This window comes from Halomonas sp. G11 (assembly GCF_001663515.1).
In the GTDB taxonomy this organism is placed as follows: Bacteria; Pseudomonadota; Gammaproteobacteria; order Pseudomonadales; family Halomonadaceae; genus Vreelandella.
This window is the reverse complement of record NZ_LYXG01000007.1, coordinates 1-16,854: the sequence shown is the minus strand read 5'-3', so window position 1 is coordinate 16,854 and position 16,854 is coordinate 1. Positions and strand designations below refer to the sequence as shown.

Below are 16,854 nucleotides of genomic sequence, written 5' to 3'. Positions count from 1 at the left end.
ATAAATCAATTAGATACAAAACAAACCAGAATGCCAATAGCGGCCAATTCTACGTCTGGAACGGCTTGATGGCTGTTTAACGCTGGCACATGCGCCCGACAAACTCGGCCGTCAGGACATACTTTCATGTTTTACAGGTGGTCCCCCGCGATAGGTCACTCGTAGGCCATCTCTTCGAGCTCTTTCCCGCGTGTCTCTTTGACGAAGTAGATAACGAAAAAGACCGAGGCAACGGCACTGATCGCATAGAAGCCGTAAGCCCCGAACAGCCCGATAGAGGCCAGCATGATAGGAAACGTCATGGTGATGCCGAAGTTGGCCAGCCACTGGAAAAGGCCTGCAATCGCCAGCCCCGAACCGCGCATCTGATTGGGGAACATCTCGCCCAGCATGACCCACATCACCGGCCCCCAAGAGGCGTTGAAGAACAGCACATAGAGGTTGGCGCACAGCAGTGCAAATACGCCCATATCACTCGATAACTGTAGGCTGCCGTCCACCATCGACGCCGTAGAGAACGCATAGGAGAGGCACGCCAGTGTCGCCGCCATGCCTACCGAGCCGCCCCAAAGCAGCGGCTTGCGACCAATTTTGTCGATCAGCGCAATGGCCAGCAGGCAGGCACCGATACTCACCGCACCGGAGATCACATTGATGAGTAGCGCATCGCCTTCGGAGAAACCCACGGACTGCCAAAGCACTGCGCCATAGTAGAAAACGACGTTAATGCCCACCAACTGCTGGAAAACCGCCAAGCCAATACCCACCCAGACGATGCCATGTATCTTGCCCGTGGAACGGTTGATCACATCTTTCAACCGTGGCTTGTGATCCTGGTCCAGGGTGGTGTTAATTTCATCGATTTTAGTGCTGACATCACGCTCAGGCATCACTAGCCCAAGCACCCGACGGGCTTCGCCCTGCTTACCGGTGCTGATCAGGTAGCGCGGGCTTTCAGGAATAAACAGCAGTGCCACCAGGAAAACGGTAGCCGGTATCAGCTCAATCCAGAACATCCAGCGCCAGGTCGCGAAGCCAAACCATAGCTCTGACATGGCCGAGCCCGCTACATAAGCCAAGACATAGTTGCTCAGAAAGGCAAAGAACAAACCAGAGATGATCGCTACCTGCTGGATCGTAGCCAAACGCCCACGATAGGCCGATGGTGCCACCTCACTGATATAGGCCGGGGTCATCACGCTGGCGGCGCCGACGGCAAGCCCACCGAGAATGCGATATATCACAAACTCCATGGAACTACCGGCAACGCCGGAGCCCCAGGCACTGATCAGGAAGAACACAGCGGCCACGATCAACAGTGTGCGGCGGCCAAAGCGATCCGCCAGGCGACCGGCAAAGAAAGCACCGATCGCGCAGCCCAGCAGCATCGAGGCGACATTGAACCCCGTGCCCGCACTATCAGAGTTAAAAGAGGCCTGTAGGCCATCCACCGTGCCGTTTATCACGCCACTGTCGAAGCCGAACAGGAAACCGCCGATGGCGGCAATACAGCAAATCACCAGAATATACGATGAGCGGCTTAGCGTTCTTTGTTGTGTCATTGTCGAGCTCCTTGGATTTGTTATTGAGCGTTTTTGTGTCTATTAAAAAGTCGGGAAATTGATGATCGTTAATGGTGTAGCGTGCTCTCGCGACGGGTTGAGCATTGGCGAACCGCGTCGTCGGGCAGCCGCTGTCCGTCGGCATCGAACGCGTGAAGTTGGGCCTGTTGAGGCGTCATAAACAGCGTGTCGCCATGATTCAGCTCGATATCCCCAGAGAGGCGGACAGTGAGTGAGCCAGCCTGCTCGCTGTCTATATAGGCGAAAGCGTCAGCACCCAGCTTCTCGATGAATCGCACGCGCCCTTTCCACTCGCCCTGTTCACGGCTCACCTCTAGGTGCTCGGGCCGGATGCCTAGGGTGGTGGCGCCATAGGCCGCTGCTAGTGGCCCTTCGATCAAGTTCATTTTCGGCGAGCCAATAAAACCCGCCACAAACAGCGTTTCGGGGCGTTGGTAGAGCGCCATGGGCTTGCCCATTTGCTCAATCCGCCCGGCGTTCATCACCACGATGCAGTCGGCCAGGGTCATCGCCTCGACCTGGTCGTGGGTGACATACACCATGGTGGTTTCGAGCCGTTGATGCAGCTCAGCCAGTTCGACCCGCATGCGGTTGCGCAGCGAGGCATCCAGGTTGGAAAGCGGCTCGTCGAACAGAAACACGCCGGGGCTGCGCACAATGGCACGGCCAATGGCCACCCGCTGGCGCTGCCCCCCAGAGAGCTCAGCAGGTTTACGCTCGAGCAGATCCTCAAGATTGAGCAAGCGCGCGGCCTCGGCCACTTTGGCTTCCCGTTCTTTGCTGGGCACTTTTGCCAGCCGCATGCCGAAGTCGATATTGCGAGCGACCGTCATGTGCGGGTAAAGCGCGTAGGACTGGAAAACCATGGCAATGTCCCGGTCACTCGGCTCGGCAGTGGTAACGTCTTCCCCTCCGATAGTGATCGTGCCCTGGGTCACGGTCTCCAGGCCCGCAATCATGCGCAGCAAGGTGGATTTTCCGCAGCCAGAAGGCCCAACCAGCACAGTGAAAGAGCCATCTTCTATATGCAGATTTAAGTCGGGGATGACCGTGGTTTTGCCATGAAACGTCTTTTCGATGTCGCGCAGTGTTACTTCAGCCATGAGCTTATCTCGTCTCTGAAAGAGGGGCGCGGCGATAGCAGAACGCCTGGAAGTCGGCGGGTGTGCCGCGTCCGCTAATGTCGTGGGCGGCCATGCCCAGGAAAGTGCCGGTAAAGTAGCCATGGGCGCGACCGCTGCCTTCGTCGGAGAGCAGGCCAGCGTCCAGCGCGGGGCCGATCGGTTGCCAGGGCTGATCTCCCTGGGCATAGCGAAAGCGAAGCTCCCGGGCGTGGATATCCAGCCCGAGCCGGATCGTGGCGCCAGGGGCAAGGCGCACGCTCACATCAGCTATCTTCAGATTCCCGTTAGGCCAGTCATCCAGGCAACTGATAACGCTGAGCACCTTGTCGCCTGCGTCGTTCAGGGTCACCGCCAGGTAATGGAATTTGAAGCGGTTGTAGTAGGCGATCAGCCCGGCAAACTGCTGAATATCGTCAGGTTCAAATTCAAGGGTCGTTTCGGCACTACAGTGGATGTTGTCCTGGCGCCGGGCGACTAACGCCTGCTCAAACCAGGAACCGACCGACTCACGGCCAAACAGGCGCAAGTAACCGGGCCGCTCGGTAAGCGAAAAGAGCCGATCAGGATAAGGGGTACGCAGCCACTGAAAGGCGGCTGGCAGCATGTCTGTTTCAAAATCGTAGTGCTCCTCCGGCGCAGGGGGCTTTTGCGTTACCCCGCTCATGGCGACCTTTAACGCCGGGGTATTGGCCCCATGGTCGAGCCGTAGCCAGCCATCAGACCCCCACGCCACTCGCTGAATAGCGGTCTCACGCCCCAGCGGTGAAAGCCGGGTTCCCGGCAAGGGGCGGCCACATAAATGCACCAAGTAAGTGTCACCTTCAGGGCTATCGACCAAATCCGCATGGCCCGCTCGCTGGAGTGGATTATCGGGGTCATGGCTAGCCGTCAGGAGAGGATTTTGAGGGTGTACCTCATAGGGGCCCGTCAGCGTTTTTGAACGCGCCATGGTGACCGCATGCTGGTAGCCCGTGCCACCCTCGGCCACCAGCAGGTGGTACCAGCCATCGCGCCGATGGAGGTGCGGCCCTTCCGTCAGCTTCAGTTCGGTACCGGTGAAAATAGTGGTGATGTCACCGACTAGGCGGCGCAGCTCCACATCGTACTCTTGCAGCACAATGCCGCCGAAACGATCCCGTCCTTCCCGTTGGCGATAATCCCACTGCAGGTTAATCAGCCACTTGCGGCCATCGTCATCGTGAAACAATGAAGGATCAAAGCCGCTCGAATTGAGATAGACCGGGTCGCTCCAGGGGCCCTCAATACGTGGCGCTGTCACCACGTAATTATGTCCATCCTTGAAGTTACCCTCGTAACGCTTCATATCGGTGTAGACCAGCCAAAACAGGCCGTCGGCGTAGCTCAAACAGGGCGCCCAGATGCCGCAGGAGTCCGGATTGCCGCGCATATCCAGCTGGCTGGCCCGGCTCAATGGCCGTGTAACCAGCGCCCAGTTAGCCAGGTCGCGGGAGTGGTGGATCTGAACACCGGGGTACCACTCAAAGGTCGATGTGGCCAGGTAGTAGTCGTCGCCTACCCGGCAAATCGAGGGGTCGGGGTTGAACCCGGCCAGAATCGGGTTGTGGATGACATCGTCCATTAGGGATCCTCCTTTATCCTTTAACGGAGCCGCCGGTCAGGCCAGCCACGATGTACTTCTGGGCGGCGAGAAAGAAGATAACCGCCGGAATGATGGTCAAGGTCACGAAGGCCAGAATCATGTTCCACTGGGTCAGGTACTCCCCTTGGAACTGCATCATGCCCAGCGGCCAGGTGTAGATAGAGCGGTCGTTTAACACCACCAGCGGCAGCAGAAAGTTATTCCAGCTCTGCACAAATACAAATACGCCCACGGTGGCCAGAATGGGGGTCGAGAGCGGCAGCGTGAACGACCAGAAGAAGCGCAAATAGCTGCACCCATCCACATAGGCCGCTTCAAACAGTTCTTTGGGCAGCTGGTCGAAGAAGGCCTTAAACAGCAGAATCGCCAGCGACAGACCAAATGCCGTCTGGGGCAGAATCACCGCCCAGTAGGTATCCAGCAGGCCCAAATCCCGCACCTTGATAAACAGCGGCAGAATGGCCGCCGCAAAGGGAAACATCAGCCCCAGCAGCAGATAGGAGAGGATCATCTTGGCGCCGAAGAAGCGGATCTGCGAAAACACATAAGCCGCGGCGGCCCCCACCACCAGGGTTAAGAACACCGTCATTAGCGAGATGAAAAACGAGTTACCCAAGTAGCGCCAGAAGTTGCCATCCAGCAGAATGCCGATGTAATTGCCGGCATCCCAACTGTCGGGCAGCCACAGCGGATTGGTACGCAGCTCTGAATTCCCCTTGAAGCCACCGAAAAACGCCGCTAACAGGGGGCCGATCACCACACTGGCCACTACGATCAGAATGATCACGCGCAGGGTGTTACGGGTCGTAATACTTTTCATGCCTTACTCCCCTTGGACGTGGTGCGTTGGTAGAAGAAGGCGATCCCGATAGCGAGCACAAACAGCACCACCGCAGCGGCGCTACCGAAGCCGATATTGAGCCGTGAAAGACCAAAGCTATACAGGTAGGTGACGATGGTATGGGTCGAGTTGGACGGGCCACCGTTGGTCATCGGGATGATAATGTCGAATATCTGCAGCGAGCCGATAATGGCAAAGAAACCACTGACGACGAGGGCGTGCTTAATCAGCGGAATTTGCACAAAGAGCGCAACCTGCCTGGGTTTGGCCCCTTCCAGCTTGGCGGCCTCGACAAGATCCTTGGGCACGCTCTGCAGAGCGGCAATATAGATCATCATATGAAAGCCAAAGTACTTCCAAACGATCACCGTCATAATCGCCGGAAACGCCCACTGGTGGTCGGCCAACACGTACACCGACTCCTGGCCCATGGCATGCAACAGTGAGCTGGTAATGCCGTAGTCACCGTCGAAGACAAAGCTCCAGATAAGCCCGGCAGCCACTTCTGCCAAGATATAGGGCAGGAAAAACACCAGCCTAAACAAGGTATTAGTGGGTGTTTTACGGTACACCAACAGCGCCAGCCCCAGCGCCAGGGGCATCTGGATCAGTAGCGACACCAGAATAAGCTTGGCGGTATTCCACAGCGCAGTATGAAACACCGAGTGATCGAGCAGACGCTGATAATTTTGCGCGCCGACAAAGTCACTGGGCGCGCCATAGCCATTCCAGGAAAAGCCGCTGTAATAGACGGCATCCGCGAGCGGCAGAATGACGAAGAGCGAAAACAGAATTAACGCCGGTGGCAGCAGAATCAGCAGCGCGGTGAATTTACCGCTCACCAAGCCTTTCTTCACCCGGTCGGCGTTCCCTCTCCGCGGCACGGCGGTTCGGTCAAGCGTGGTCATGGCAAACTCCGAGACAGAGCGTGGGTGAGCACGGGCGGTAACGCGCGTGCTCTTTTAGCGGGCGGATCATCTAAACTGCCAGGCTTCTCCGACTCGAGCGGCGGCCTCTTCCGGCGTGATCACGCCTTGGGCCAAGTCACCGCTGATATCGTTAATCGTCGCACCAACGGAGGTGCCCAGCGCTTGATCCAGGAACACCTGATGGAACTCGGACTCATCAAGGATCTCTGCGACGCGGCGGGCATAGGGGGTTTCAAGCGCTTCGGCTGAGCCCTCGGCGACCGGCACAAAGATCCCCGTGGCCGCCGCTTTACGCTGATTCTCCGCATTGAGTAGAAAGCGCAGGAAGTCGACCGCTTCGTCGGGCGCGTCGCGGGTGACCGCAAAACCGTTCATGCCGCCAAAACTCTGTTCGTTGCCCTCACCACCTTCGACCTCCGGGAAAGGAATAAACCGCAAGTCCTCATCCGGAACACCCTCTCCGCTCACCGAGCGCTGTTTGGAAGGGAGGTAGTCCCAGTCACCCATCACGTGGAAGGCGGCCTCGCCATCGCCAAACATGCCGCTGGCACGCTCGTAGGAAGTGGCCATAAAGCCGGGCTGAAAAGGGTCAAGCTCAACCAGCGCCTGCAGCATCTCGCCAGCGCGTACAAAGGGCTCGCCTTCAAAGCCGCCATTTTCACCACTTTTGGCCGCTTCGATGCCCTCGCCACCGGCGAGGCGGGTGACTAAAGACCCCCAATAAAAGTGCAGTGGCCAGCCATCCTGACCACCGACCACCAGCGGCGTTATACCCTCTTCCCGCAACGCCACCACCGCGTTTTTAAAATCCTCCCAGGTCTTGATCGTCTCTACATCGACCCCTGCCTGCTCCGTCAGCGCGGTGTTCGCCCAGATACCCACCACGGTGGCGTAGAGCGGCGCGCCATAGACACGATCATCCAGGGTAAAGGCACGCACCGCCGACGCGGGGTAGATATCCTGCCAGCCATCGCGCATCGGCTCGGTCAAGTCGCGGACAAACCCCGCGTCCACCTGATCGCGCAATCCTTCGCCGCCCCAGGTGTAATAGATATCCGGGCGCTGGCTGGACTGCAGCATGGTGGGCAGGCGCGTTTTGTAGGCCTCGTTGGCAAGGTATTCGAACTCGACATTAACGTCGGGGTGCTCCGCCTCATAGGCGGCAACCACTTCCTCGTAGTAGTCCTTTTCAGCGCTGCTGCTCTCAATTCTTAGCACGGTCACCGTGGTATCGGCTGCCGCAGAGACGGATCCCAAAGCAGCAACAACAGCAACGGCTAGCGCTAAGTGACGAGGGCGTGAACAGGGCACGTTGTAGTTGTTAGATACCTGCATGAAACTCTCCTAATAATGTTTTAACGTTATTGAACTCAGGCCCAGCCGGCGTCTACCGCCAACTCCTGGCCGGTAATCGCCTGGCTTTCAGAACTGGCTAAAAACAGCACCACGGGGGCGATATGCTCGGCTTCCAGGCGCATCTTGAGGCACTGGCGTTGTTGGATAGCGACTTCATCCTCGGGGCTAATCCACTTTTCGAGCTGGCGTTCGGTTATCACCGAACCGGGCACCAGGGTGTTAACGCGGATATTATGCTCACCCAGCTCCCGGGCCAGGCTGCGGGTCAAACCGTGCACGGCCGCTTTGGCAGTCACATAAGCAGGCAAACCGCCTAACGCCATCTGCACGCTGACCGAGCCAAAATTAATGATCGAGCCACCGCCCGTTTGCATCATCTGTTTTGCCGCTGCCTGGGCAGCAAAGAACATCGGCCGCAGGTTGAGCGACATACGTTCATCCCAATAAGCAACATCCACATCCTGCCAGGCGTGACGATCATCGCTGGCAGCATTGTTGACCAGGGTATGGATTGGCCCGAGGTGCTGGCCGGTCTCGGCGATAACCTGCTGTAGGCTGGCCACATCGCGAATGTCGCAGTGGTGGTAGTGCGGTGCCTCGCCGGTCTCGGCGCGGAGCTCTTCGACCAGCGCTTCGCTGGCCTCATCGTTAATATCGACGAACACCACCCGCGCGCCCTGAAGGTGAAAGGCTCGGGTAAGCGAGGCGCCAATGCCGCTGCCGCCGCCGGTAATAAAGACCACACGCTGTTCAAGGCTTGTATAGCGCGCTGAGTGCTGATTCATATTGTTTCCCACCTTTCTCTTTTAGGCGTGCTTTAACCGCGTTTTAAATATCCACCCACTGCCCACCGGCAGCGGACGAGGTCAGCGCGCGGGTAATAAACGTAAGACCATCGACACCGTCGGCGACTCCCGGGGTTTGCAACGCCAGCGCCTCAGCGCGCTCACCCCGTTGATGGGCGTGAATTTGCACAGCGAAATCGCGATAGAGCTGGGCAAAGGCTTCGAGATAGCCTTCCGGATGCCCCGGTGGAATGCGTGCAGCCGCCATGGCAGCTTCGCCCAGGCCAGGGCCGTTGCGGGTCAATATCCGTGGCGGCTCGCCCAACGGCGAATGCACGAGCTGATTGGGATTTTCCTGGCGCCACTCAAGGCCACCCTGGCTGCCGTAAACGCGCAGCTGGAGGCCGTTTTCGTTGCCCGCCGCGACCTGGCTCGACCACAGCATGCCCCGCGCGCCGCCCTTGAAGCGCAGCAGCATATGCACGTTGTCATCCAGCGCGCGGCCTTCCACAAAGGTGTGCATATCGGCGGCGAGTGATTCCAGTTGCAATCCGGTCACGTAGCGCGCCAGGTGGTAGGCGTGGGTGCCAATATCGCCCAAACAGCCCGCTGGGCCGCTGCGCTTGGGGTCGGTGCGCCACTCGGCCTGCTCTTCCAGGCGGGTGGAAAGCCAGTCCTGCGGGTACTCCACCTGCACCACACGCAGGTCGCCAAGTTCGCCGTTGGCCACCATTTCTCGCGCCTGACGGACCAACGAATAGCCGGAGTAGTTGTGGGTCAAGCCGAAAAACAGCCCCGTGCGTTCCACCAGCTCGGCGAGGGTTTGCGCCTCCTCAAGAGTGATCGTCATCGGCTTATCGCAGATAACGTGAAAGCCCGCCTCAAGAAAGGTGCGCGCCACGTCGAAATGGACATGATTGGGGGTCACGATGGCGACAACATCGATACCATCCGACCGCTTACGCTCCGCCTCAGCCATGGTCTGGTAGTCGGGGTAAGCGCGGGCGACGTGTAATTCCGCGGCGGCGGCCCGGCTGCGCTCGGGGTCAGAGGCAAAAGCCCCGGCGACCAGTTCGTAATGGTCATCAAGCCGTGCGGCGATGCGGTGCACCCCGCCGATAAACGCCCCCTGGCCGCCGCCGACCATACCCAGGCGGAGCCGACGTGGCGTGTCGTGTTGATCACTCATGGCGTATTGCCTCCCCTTTAGTTAATTGAGACCCAAAATGCGCCGGTTGGCAGCCTCGTCGGAGCCACCGTCGGCGAAGTCATCAAACGCCCGCTCAGTGACCTCGATGATGTGGTCGCGGATAAAGGTCGCGCCTTCACGGGCGCCGACTTCCGGGTGCTTCAGGCAGCACTCCCACTCCAGCACCGCCCAGCCGTGGTAGTCGTTGGCCGCCATCCACGAGAAGATCGACTTGAAATCGATCTGGCCGTCACCCAGGGAGCGGAAGCGACCCGCGCGCTCGGTCCACGACTGATAGCCGGAATAAACGCCCTGTTTGGGGCTGGGGTTAAACTCGGCGTCTTTAACGTGAAACATCTGAATATGCTCGCGATACACATCCAGGAAGCCGCGGTAGTCGAGCTGCTGCAGGATCAGGTGGCTGGGGTCGTAAAGAATGTGGCAGCGGGGGTGATTGCCGACCCGCTCAAGAAACATCTCGAAGGTGATGCCGTCGTGGAGATCCTCGCCAGGATGAATTTCGTAGCAGAGATTGACCCCGGCTTCGTCAAAGGCGTCCAGAATCGGCCGCCAGCGATTCGCCAGTTCGTCGAACGCCGTCTCGACCAATCCCGCTGGGCGCTGGGGCCAGGGGTAGATGAACGGCCATGCCAGCGACCCGGAGAATGTGCCGTGGTCGGTGAGGCCTAGGTTTTGCGATGCCTTGGCGGCCAGCTTGAGCTGATCAACCGCCCAGGCCTGGCGCGCCTTGGGATTACCGCGCACTTCGGGCACCGCGAAGCCGTCGAACATCTCGTCGTAAACGGGATGCACGGCGACCAACTGGCCCTGAAGATGGGTGGAGAGTTCGGTGAGCGTCAGGCCGTGCTCGGACAGGGTGCCCTTGATATCGTCGCAATAGGTGCGGCTCTCGGCGGCGCGTTTCAAATCGATCATGCGTGCATCCCAACTGGGAATCTGCACGCCCTTATAGCCTAATCCCGCCGCCCAGGCGGCAATGCTATCGAGGCTGTTAAACGGGGCGTCGTCACCGGCGAACTGGGCGAGAAAGAGCGCCGGTCCTTGTATTGTTTTCATAGGACTCTCTCAATAACGTATCAACGAGGTGAACATGAGCGCGGGTGAGCTTCTTCATTACCCGCGCCTTTGCGCATAAGCGTGATCAGAACGGCGAGTCAGGGAAGTAGTACTGCTCGGCGTTTTCTTCAGTGATCAACGGGGAGCCAAGGATGTACTCGCCCACCACCGGGCCGTTGGAGACAAAGTGCTGCACGGTCAGGTCCATCGCCGTGGCGATCATGGCGGGTGGGTAGAGTACGTCTACCGGCACCAGCTCATCGCCTTCCATGACCCGTTTGATGATGTCCTTCATGCCCGCGCCGCCGACGATAAACAGCTCGTCCTCACGATCCGCCTGACGCACCGCCTCGATGACGCCGAGGGCGATATCGTCATCCTGGGCCCAGACGGCGTCGATGTTTTCGAAGCGCGACAGGTAGTCCTGCATGACCTCAAAACCATCGTCACGATTCCAGTTAGCGTGCTGCATATCGAGAATGTTGACGTCGGAGCCTTCGATGGCCTCCTGGAAGCCTTCCACCCGCTCATCATCGATCACTGTGGGAATACCGCGCAGCACGACAATGTCGCCTTCGCCATCAAGGCGCTCGCGGATGTACTCGCCGGACACGCGGCCTAACTCGTGGTTATTGCCTGCTACGTAGAGATCCTCGATGCCTTCTTGGTTAAGCCCACGGTCCACCACGGTAACGAATACGCCGGACTCTTTGACGCGGCGCACCGGGTCGGTCAGCGGGCCGGATTCAAATGGCAGCACCACCAACGCATCAATATTGCGCAGCGATACCAGGTCCTCCAGATCATTGGCTTGCTCACCGGGTGTGCTTGCCGTAGAGATGGTGATTTCAATATCCGGGTAGAGCGCTTCAAGGCGATTCTTCGCCTCCTCGGCGTGATAGTTGACCCCGCCCGTCCAGCCATGGGTAGCGGCCGGAATCGAGACCCCGATGGTATGTTCCTGGGCCACGGCAGCGCCGGAAAGCCCTATCGTTGAAGTGAGTGCAGCGGTGGTAACGAAGGTTGCCACTGCAGTCTTGATGGTTGGCATGGTGATACTCCTTTCGTGTTTGTACTTGTTATACGGTTGGAACCTTTGATGCAGCCATCGCTGCTATGAACTGGCGTTGCACTTCTTATGAGTTTTAGTGTCCGGGTTTCCTCCACGAAGCTCGCTGCAGGTAGACCGCCACGATAATGATGATCCCCTGCACCGTACCGTTGAGATAGTTGGAAATGGCGTCGGTCAGGTTGAGAATATTGCCGATCATGGTGAGCATGATGGCGCCCACCACCGTGCCCCAGATACGTCCATGACCACCCTTGAGCATGGTGCCGCCGATGATCACCGCGGCAATTGCTTCAAGCTCCCAGAGCACCCCGGTAGCCCCTGACGCAGAGCCCAGCCGGGGCACGTAGATAATCGTCGCCAGGGCCACGCACACGCCCTGCAGCATGTAGGTCATGGTCTTGATGCGGTCGACGTGAATGGCACTGTACTCGGCGACTTTTTCGTTGGAGCCGATGGCAAAGCAGTAGCGCCCGAAGCGCGTGTAGTTGAGCAGGATGTAGCCAATAATCGCGACCGCCAGAAACACCCAGACCGGAATGGTGATGCCCAGAAAGCTGCCGTAATACACCGGGCGGTAGATATCGCGCACTGCCCAGTCCAGGGTCAGGGTGCCGCCATCGGCGAGATAAGTGACCAACGAGCGGTAAATCCCCATGGTGCCGAGGGTGACAATGAACGCCTCGATCTTGCCTTTGGTGGTCACCATGCCGTTGATAAAGCCAGCGCACACCCCCAGCAGCAGCGAAGCCCCCACGCCGAACAGCACGGTGGTGAGCCCCGCGCCAAACTGCTCGACGAGGCTGTTCATCAAAATAATCATTACCCCGGCGATAAAGGCCGCCATCGACCCGACCGAAAGATCCAGCCCGCCAGCGGTAATCACGAAAGTCGCGCCGATGGCGATAATGCCGATAAAGGCGCTGCGGGTGAGCATGTTGGATAGATTATCCAGCCCCAGAAACGCCGGGTTGATCAGCACACCGAGCAGCGCCAAAGCCACCAGCGCTACAAAGGGTCCCCAGGTTTTCAGGTCCACAGAGACCCCCTTCGATGCTGTCGTTTTATTAGGCATGACGCTGCTCATCTACTCCTACCCCCTTGATGCCGGATGCGTACTGCATGATTTCTTGTTCGTTAATCTGTTCACCTTCAAGCACCCCGGTGAGCACGCCCGCGCACATCACCGCCACTCGGTGGGAAAGCCCGATCAACTCGCCCATCTCTGAGGAGATCAGGATGACCGAGCAGCCCGCTTCGGTGAGCTCGCGAATGAAGTGATAGATCTGGTGCTTGGTGCCCACATCGATGCCCCGGGTCGGTTCGTTGATAATCACGATTTCAGGGTCGATGGACATCACCTTGGCAAGCAGCAGCTTCTGCTGGTTGCCACCGGAAAGCTCGGCGGCGGTACGCGCCGCCGTGCGCAGGCGAATATCAAAACGCTGGATGGCCTGCTGGAAGGCCTGCTCTTCCCGACGACGGTCAATCAGCGGGTGGCAGTGAGCACGTAGATTGAGCAGGGTCACGTTGGAGCGCAGATCCATATTGAGCACCAGGCCTTTGCCCTTGCGATCCTCGGTGAGATAAGCAATCCGCTGATGCACTGCATCACGCAGATTTTTCAACACGACGGGTTGACCGTTGCGCAGTACCTGCCCGGCGCTTTTACCGCGCAGACCCAGCACGGCTTCCATCAGCGCGGTTCGGCCAGCGCCCACGATGCCGCCAAACCCTAATACCTCACCCCGGCGTAGGGTAAAGCTGGCCTGTTTCACGGCACCGGGCACCACGACGTCTCGCGCTTCCAGCACCACCGGTGCATCAGGCGGGAGGTGCGTACGCGGGGGATACATCTCGGTGATTTCCCGGCCCACCATCAATCGCGCCAGTTCCTCTTTGCTGCGCCCGGCCATGGGGCCACTATCCACCAGATGACCGTCGCGCAGAACCGTCACACGGTCGGCAATCTGCTCGATTTCACGCAGCTTATGGGAGATATACAGAACCGCCACGCCCCGCTCACGCAGGCGGGCAATCAGCTCGAACAGCACGGTTACTTCGTTTTCGGTCAGGGTGGCGGTGGGCTCATCCATGATCAGCACGCGCACGTCGCGGGTGATCGCCTTGGCGATTTCCACCATCTGTTGATCGGAGGTACTCAGGTCTTTCACGCGGGCGTTTGGATCAACGTCGGTTTCAAGTTCCGCCAGCGCCTCCCGGCTCTGTTCCCGCATGGCTCGCCGGTCCAGAAACATGCCGCGGCGCAGCTCGCGGCCCAGGAAGATGTTCTCCTCCACGCTAAGCTGTTCTGCCAGCGCCAATTCCTGGTGGATCATGACCACCCCGTCGGCTTCCGCCTCGCCGCTAGAGCGGTAGTAGCGTTGTTCGCCGTTGAGAAGCACCTCGCCCGAGGTAGGGCGAAGATAACCGGCAAGGATTTTGACCAGCGTCGACTTACCGGCGCCGTTCTCGCCCAGCAGGGCGTGCACTTCCCCCGCCTGCAGGTCGAGGTCAACGTCGAATAACACCTGGTTTTCGCCGAAAGAACGACAGATTTGCCGCGCCGATAAGAGCATGAGCCACCTGTTTATTGCTGTTGTTGTTATGCGTGCAGGTCTTGCCAATATTGATTTTTATAGCGTGCTGCCCTATTTACTTTAGGCACTAAAATAAATAACTGCATATGCAACTTAGGTCGCATTTTGACAATCAGGCGAACACGCCAGGATGAGAACGTGAACCGACTTCCCGTCCTGCTTAACAATGGCGATATTTATGGCCCTACCGTCCACTGATACAAGCCGCCACGATAATACCCTGGCGGTGATTCGAACCTTGCGCGACCGAGGGCCAGCCGCGCGTGTCGACCTGGGCACACTGAACGGGATTAGCTCCGCCACCGTGACCTCGATCAGTGCCGAGCTGCTCCAACAGGGCTTGATTATGGAAAGACCGCCCGAAGCACCGCGCCCCAACGGCCGTGGTCGGCCGAAAACCCTGATTGAACTTGCTCCTGATGCCGCCTGCGTGGTGTGCATCAAGCTATCGATCAATGAGATCCAACTGGTAGTGGGTGACTTTGCGGGCCAGGTACGTCACAGCGAGCACCACACGGTGCCCACCTTGACGCTGAGCGCCGACGACCTGGAAGCGCTTTTGGAAGAGAAAATCAGTGCTGTTTGCACCCAACAACTGGAAGGATTCCAACGCCTGGCGGGGATCTGCCTGGCGGTGCAGGGCGTAGTGTCGTCGCAAAGCGGCACGGTTATCTGGTCACCCGCTTTAAGCTTTCGTAACGCCCCGATATCAGCCCGGTTGGCGGAACGTTTTCACTGCAGCGTGCTGCTCGAGAATGATGCCAACTGTATCGCCAGCGTGTTGGCGGCTCAGCCCGCTTATGCCGACTGCCCCAACCTGGTGGTGATTATGCTGGGCTACGGTATAGGTATGTCGGTGTTGATTAACGGCGTGCCCTTTCTGGGTGCCAATGGCTCAGCGGCCGAGTTTGGACATAGCAAATATCAGCCGGACGGCGCCCTTTGCGCCTGCGGGCGACGGGGGTGCATTGAAGCTTACACCAGTGACTACGCACTCTATCGCGCCGCCGCCGAGAACCTGGAACTCCCCTCCGGCGACAGCGCACACCCCTCCGAACAGCAGATGCAGGCGCTAACCCAACTGGCATTAAAAGGTAACCCGGTCGCCAAGCGCATCTATGCAGAAGCAGGCCGTGCGCTGGGGGTCGGTATCGCCAATGTGCTGGCGCTGTTCAACCCCGACCTGGTGCTGATTACCGGCTCCGGCGTGCGCGGCTTTGATGCCATGCAAACCGCCATGCACGGCGCCATTGATGACGCCCTGGTGGCCGAACTGAGGGGCACCACACGCATCGAAAGCTGCGCCTGGGATCGCGACATGACCTGCATGGGCGGCATCGCCATAGCGCTGAACGCTACCGACAGCGAGACGCTGTTAGAAAGCCAAACCGCCAGAGAAGCTTAACGAGCCTGGGGCGAGGCATGAGCATTAGCACCGGGTAACCAATCAGTGCGAGTGACGCGGCACCTCCGCCCCTCGGCAGCCGACCAGAAAATCGAAGTCGCAGCCTTCGTCCGCCTGGAGCACTCGTTCGATGTACAGCTGCCGGTAGCCACCCTGGCTGGCAATCAGCGTCGAGGCCGCCGTAGGGTCGCTTTCGGCCAGGCGTGTGGCCAACTCTTCGTCGCTGATATCCAGGTGCAGTCGGCCGCTGGCGCAGTCGAGCTCGATCCAGTCGCCGTTGCGTACGGCGGCCAGCGGGCCGCCCGCGGCGGCTTCCGGGGCGACGTGCAAGACCACGGTGCCGTAGGCGGTGCCGCTCATGCGGGCGTCGGAGATGCGCACCATATCGGTAATCCCCTGGGCGAGGATCTTGGGCGGCAGGCCCATATTGCCCACCTCGGCCATGCCGTGATAACCGCGGGGGCCGCAGTGCTTCATGACCAGAATGTCGTTGGCTTCCACGTCCAGGTCCGGGTCGTTGATGCGCGTCTTGTAGTCGTCGAAATCCTCGAAGACCACCGCGCGGCCGCGGTGCTGCATGAGTTCGGCTTTCGCCGCCGAGGGCTTGAGCACCGCGCCGTTGGGCGCGAGGTTGCCGCGCACCACGCAGATACCGCCGTCCGCGGTGAGCGGGTTATCCAGCGGGCGGATCACCTCGTCGTTGTAGAGCGGCGCGTCCTGGACATTTTCCCACAGGGTCTTGCCGTTGACGGTCAAGGCGTCCTTGAAGGGCAATCGGTCGGCCTCGCCCAGGCGCCTGAGCACCGCGGGCAGGCCACCGGCGTAATAGAACTCTTCCATCAGAAAACGCCCCGAGGGCTGCAGGTCGACCACGGTGGGCGTGCCGCGCCCGACCCGGCTCCAGTCGTCCAGGGTGAGATCCACGCCGATGCGCCCGGCAATCGCCTTGAGGTGGATCACCGCGTTGGTGGAGCCGCCGATAGCGGCGTTGGTGCGAATGGCGTTGTCGAAGGCTTCCTTGGTGAGGATCTTGGAGAGCTTGAGGTCTTCATCGACCATCTCGACAATCCGGTTACCGGAGAGGTGGGCCAGCACGTAGCGGCGGGAGTCCACCGCCGGGATGGCGGCGTTGTGGGGGAGCGAAACGCCCAGCGACTCCGCCATGCAGGCCATGGTGGAGGCGGTGCCCATGGTGTTGCAGGTCCCCGCCGAGCGCGACATGCCCGCCTCCGCGGCCATGAAGTCGTGCATCGATATCTCACCCGCCTTGACCTG

14 protein-coding genes are annotated in these 16,854 nt (G+C 59.4%); 1 reads left to right on the top strand and 13 read right to left on the bottom strand.

Annotation, left to right across the window (positions count from 1 at the left end):
• Positions 1–155: 155 nt before the first annotated feature.
• The 12 genes from ADS46_RS04030 to ADS46_RS03975 form a co-directional block, all read right to left on the bottom strand.
• Positions 156–1,562, bottom strand: coding sequence for a sugar porter family MFS transporter (locus ADS46_RS04030; RefSeq protein WP_066316595.1), 1,407 nt, complete (start codon positions 1,560–1,562; stop codon positions 156–158).
• Between the two features lie 68 nt (positions 1,563–1,630).
• Positions 1,631–2,686, bottom strand: coding sequence for an ABC transporter ATP-binding protein (locus tag ADS46_RS04025; protein ID WP_066316592.1), 1,056 nt, complete (start codon positions 2,684–2,686; stop codon positions 1,631–1,633).
• Between the two features lie 4 nt (positions 2,687–2,690).
• Complete coding sequence (locus ADS46_RS04020; RefSeq protein ID WP_066316589.1) at positions 2,691–4,307, bottom strand: glycoside hydrolase family 43 protein; 1,617 nt, start codon at positions 4,305–4,307, stop codon at positions 2,691–2,693.
• Positions 4,308–4,320: 13 nt separating this feature from the next.
• Positions 4,321–5,148: a carbohydrate ABC transporter permease gene (locus tag ADS46_RS04015; protein ID WP_008959441.1), complete on the bottom strand. Its 828-nt coding sequence runs from the start codon at positions 5,146–5,148 to the stop codon at positions 4,321–4,323.
• Positions 5,145–6,077 carry a carbohydrate ABC transporter permease gene (locus ADS46_RS04010; protein WP_066316587.1) on the bottom strand — a complete coding sequence of 311 codons (933 nt, stop codon included), beginning with the start codon at positions 6,075–6,077 and terminating at the stop codon, positions 5,145–5,147. The genes ADS46_RS04015 and ADS46_RS04010 overlap by 4 nt, the downstream gene beginning before the upstream one ends.
• A gap of 66 nt (positions 6,078–6,143) precedes the next feature.
• On the bottom strand, positions 6,144–7,433 hold the full coding sequence (locus ADS46_RS04005; RefSeq protein WP_066316585.1) for an ABC transporter substrate-binding protein: 1,290 nt from the start codon (positions 7,431–7,433) through the stop codon (positions 6,144–6,146).
• 35 nt (positions 7,434–7,468) lie between these two features.
• Entirely contained in the window at positions 7,469–8,239 is a 771-nt protein-coding gene (locus tag ADS46_RS04000) for an SDR family NAD(P)-dependent oxidoreductase (RefSeq protein ID WP_066316576.1), read from the bottom strand.
• A 43-nt stretch (positions 8,240–8,282) separates the two neighbouring features.
• Positions 8,283–9,428, bottom strand: a complete 1,146-nt coding sequence (locus ADS46_RS03995; RefSeq protein ID WP_066316574.1) for a Gfo/Idh/MocA family protein — start codon at positions 9,426–9,428, stop codon at positions 8,283–8,285.
• 21 nt (positions 9,429–9,449) lie between these two features.
• Positions 9,450–10,505 (bottom strand): sugar phosphate isomerase/epimerase family protein, encoded by a 1,056-nt coding sequence (locus ADS46_RS03990; RefSeq protein WP_066316572.1) that lies wholly within the window; start codon positions 10,503–10,505, stop codon positions 9,450–9,452.
• Positions 10,506–10,590: 85 nt separating this feature from the next.
• The gene (locus tag ADS46_RS03985; protein WP_066316565.1) at positions 10,591–11,556 is read right to left on the bottom strand and encodes an ABC transporter substrate-binding protein; all 966 of its coding nucleotides are present in this window, start codon (positions 11,554–11,556) and stop codon (positions 10,591–10,593) included.
• Between the two features lie 94 nt (positions 11,557–11,650).
• Positions 11,651–12,649 (bottom strand): ABC transporter permease, encoded by a 999-nt coding sequence (locus ADS46_RS03980; protein ID WP_234346759.1) that lies wholly within the window; start codon positions 12,647–12,649, stop codon positions 11,651–11,653.
• The gene (locus ADS46_RS03975; RefSeq protein WP_066316557.1) at positions 12,642–14,153 is read right to left on the bottom strand and encodes a sugar ABC transporter ATP-binding protein; all 1,512 of its coding nucleotides are present in this window, start codon (positions 14,151–14,153) and stop codon (positions 12,642–12,644) included. The genes ADS46_RS03980 and ADS46_RS03975 overlap by 8 nt, the downstream gene beginning before the upstream one ends.
• 199 nt (positions 14,154–14,352) lie before the next feature.
• Here ADS46_RS03975 and ADS46_RS03970 point away from each other — a divergent pair, with 199 nt between their 5' ends.
• A complete protein-coding gene (locus ADS46_RS03970) occupies positions 14,353–15,579 on the top strand; it encodes an ROK family transcriptional regulator (protein WP_066316555.1) in 1,227 nt (408 codons plus the stop codon).
• A gap of 42 nt (positions 15,580–15,621) precedes the next feature.
• Here the strand turns inward: ADS46_RS03970 and ADS46_RS03965 are convergent.
• Positions 15,622–16,854, bottom strand: a 1,233-nt coding sequence (locus tag ADS46_RS03965) for a dihydroxy-acid dehydratase (protein ID WP_066316553.1), incomplete at its 5' end; no start/stop codon positions are given.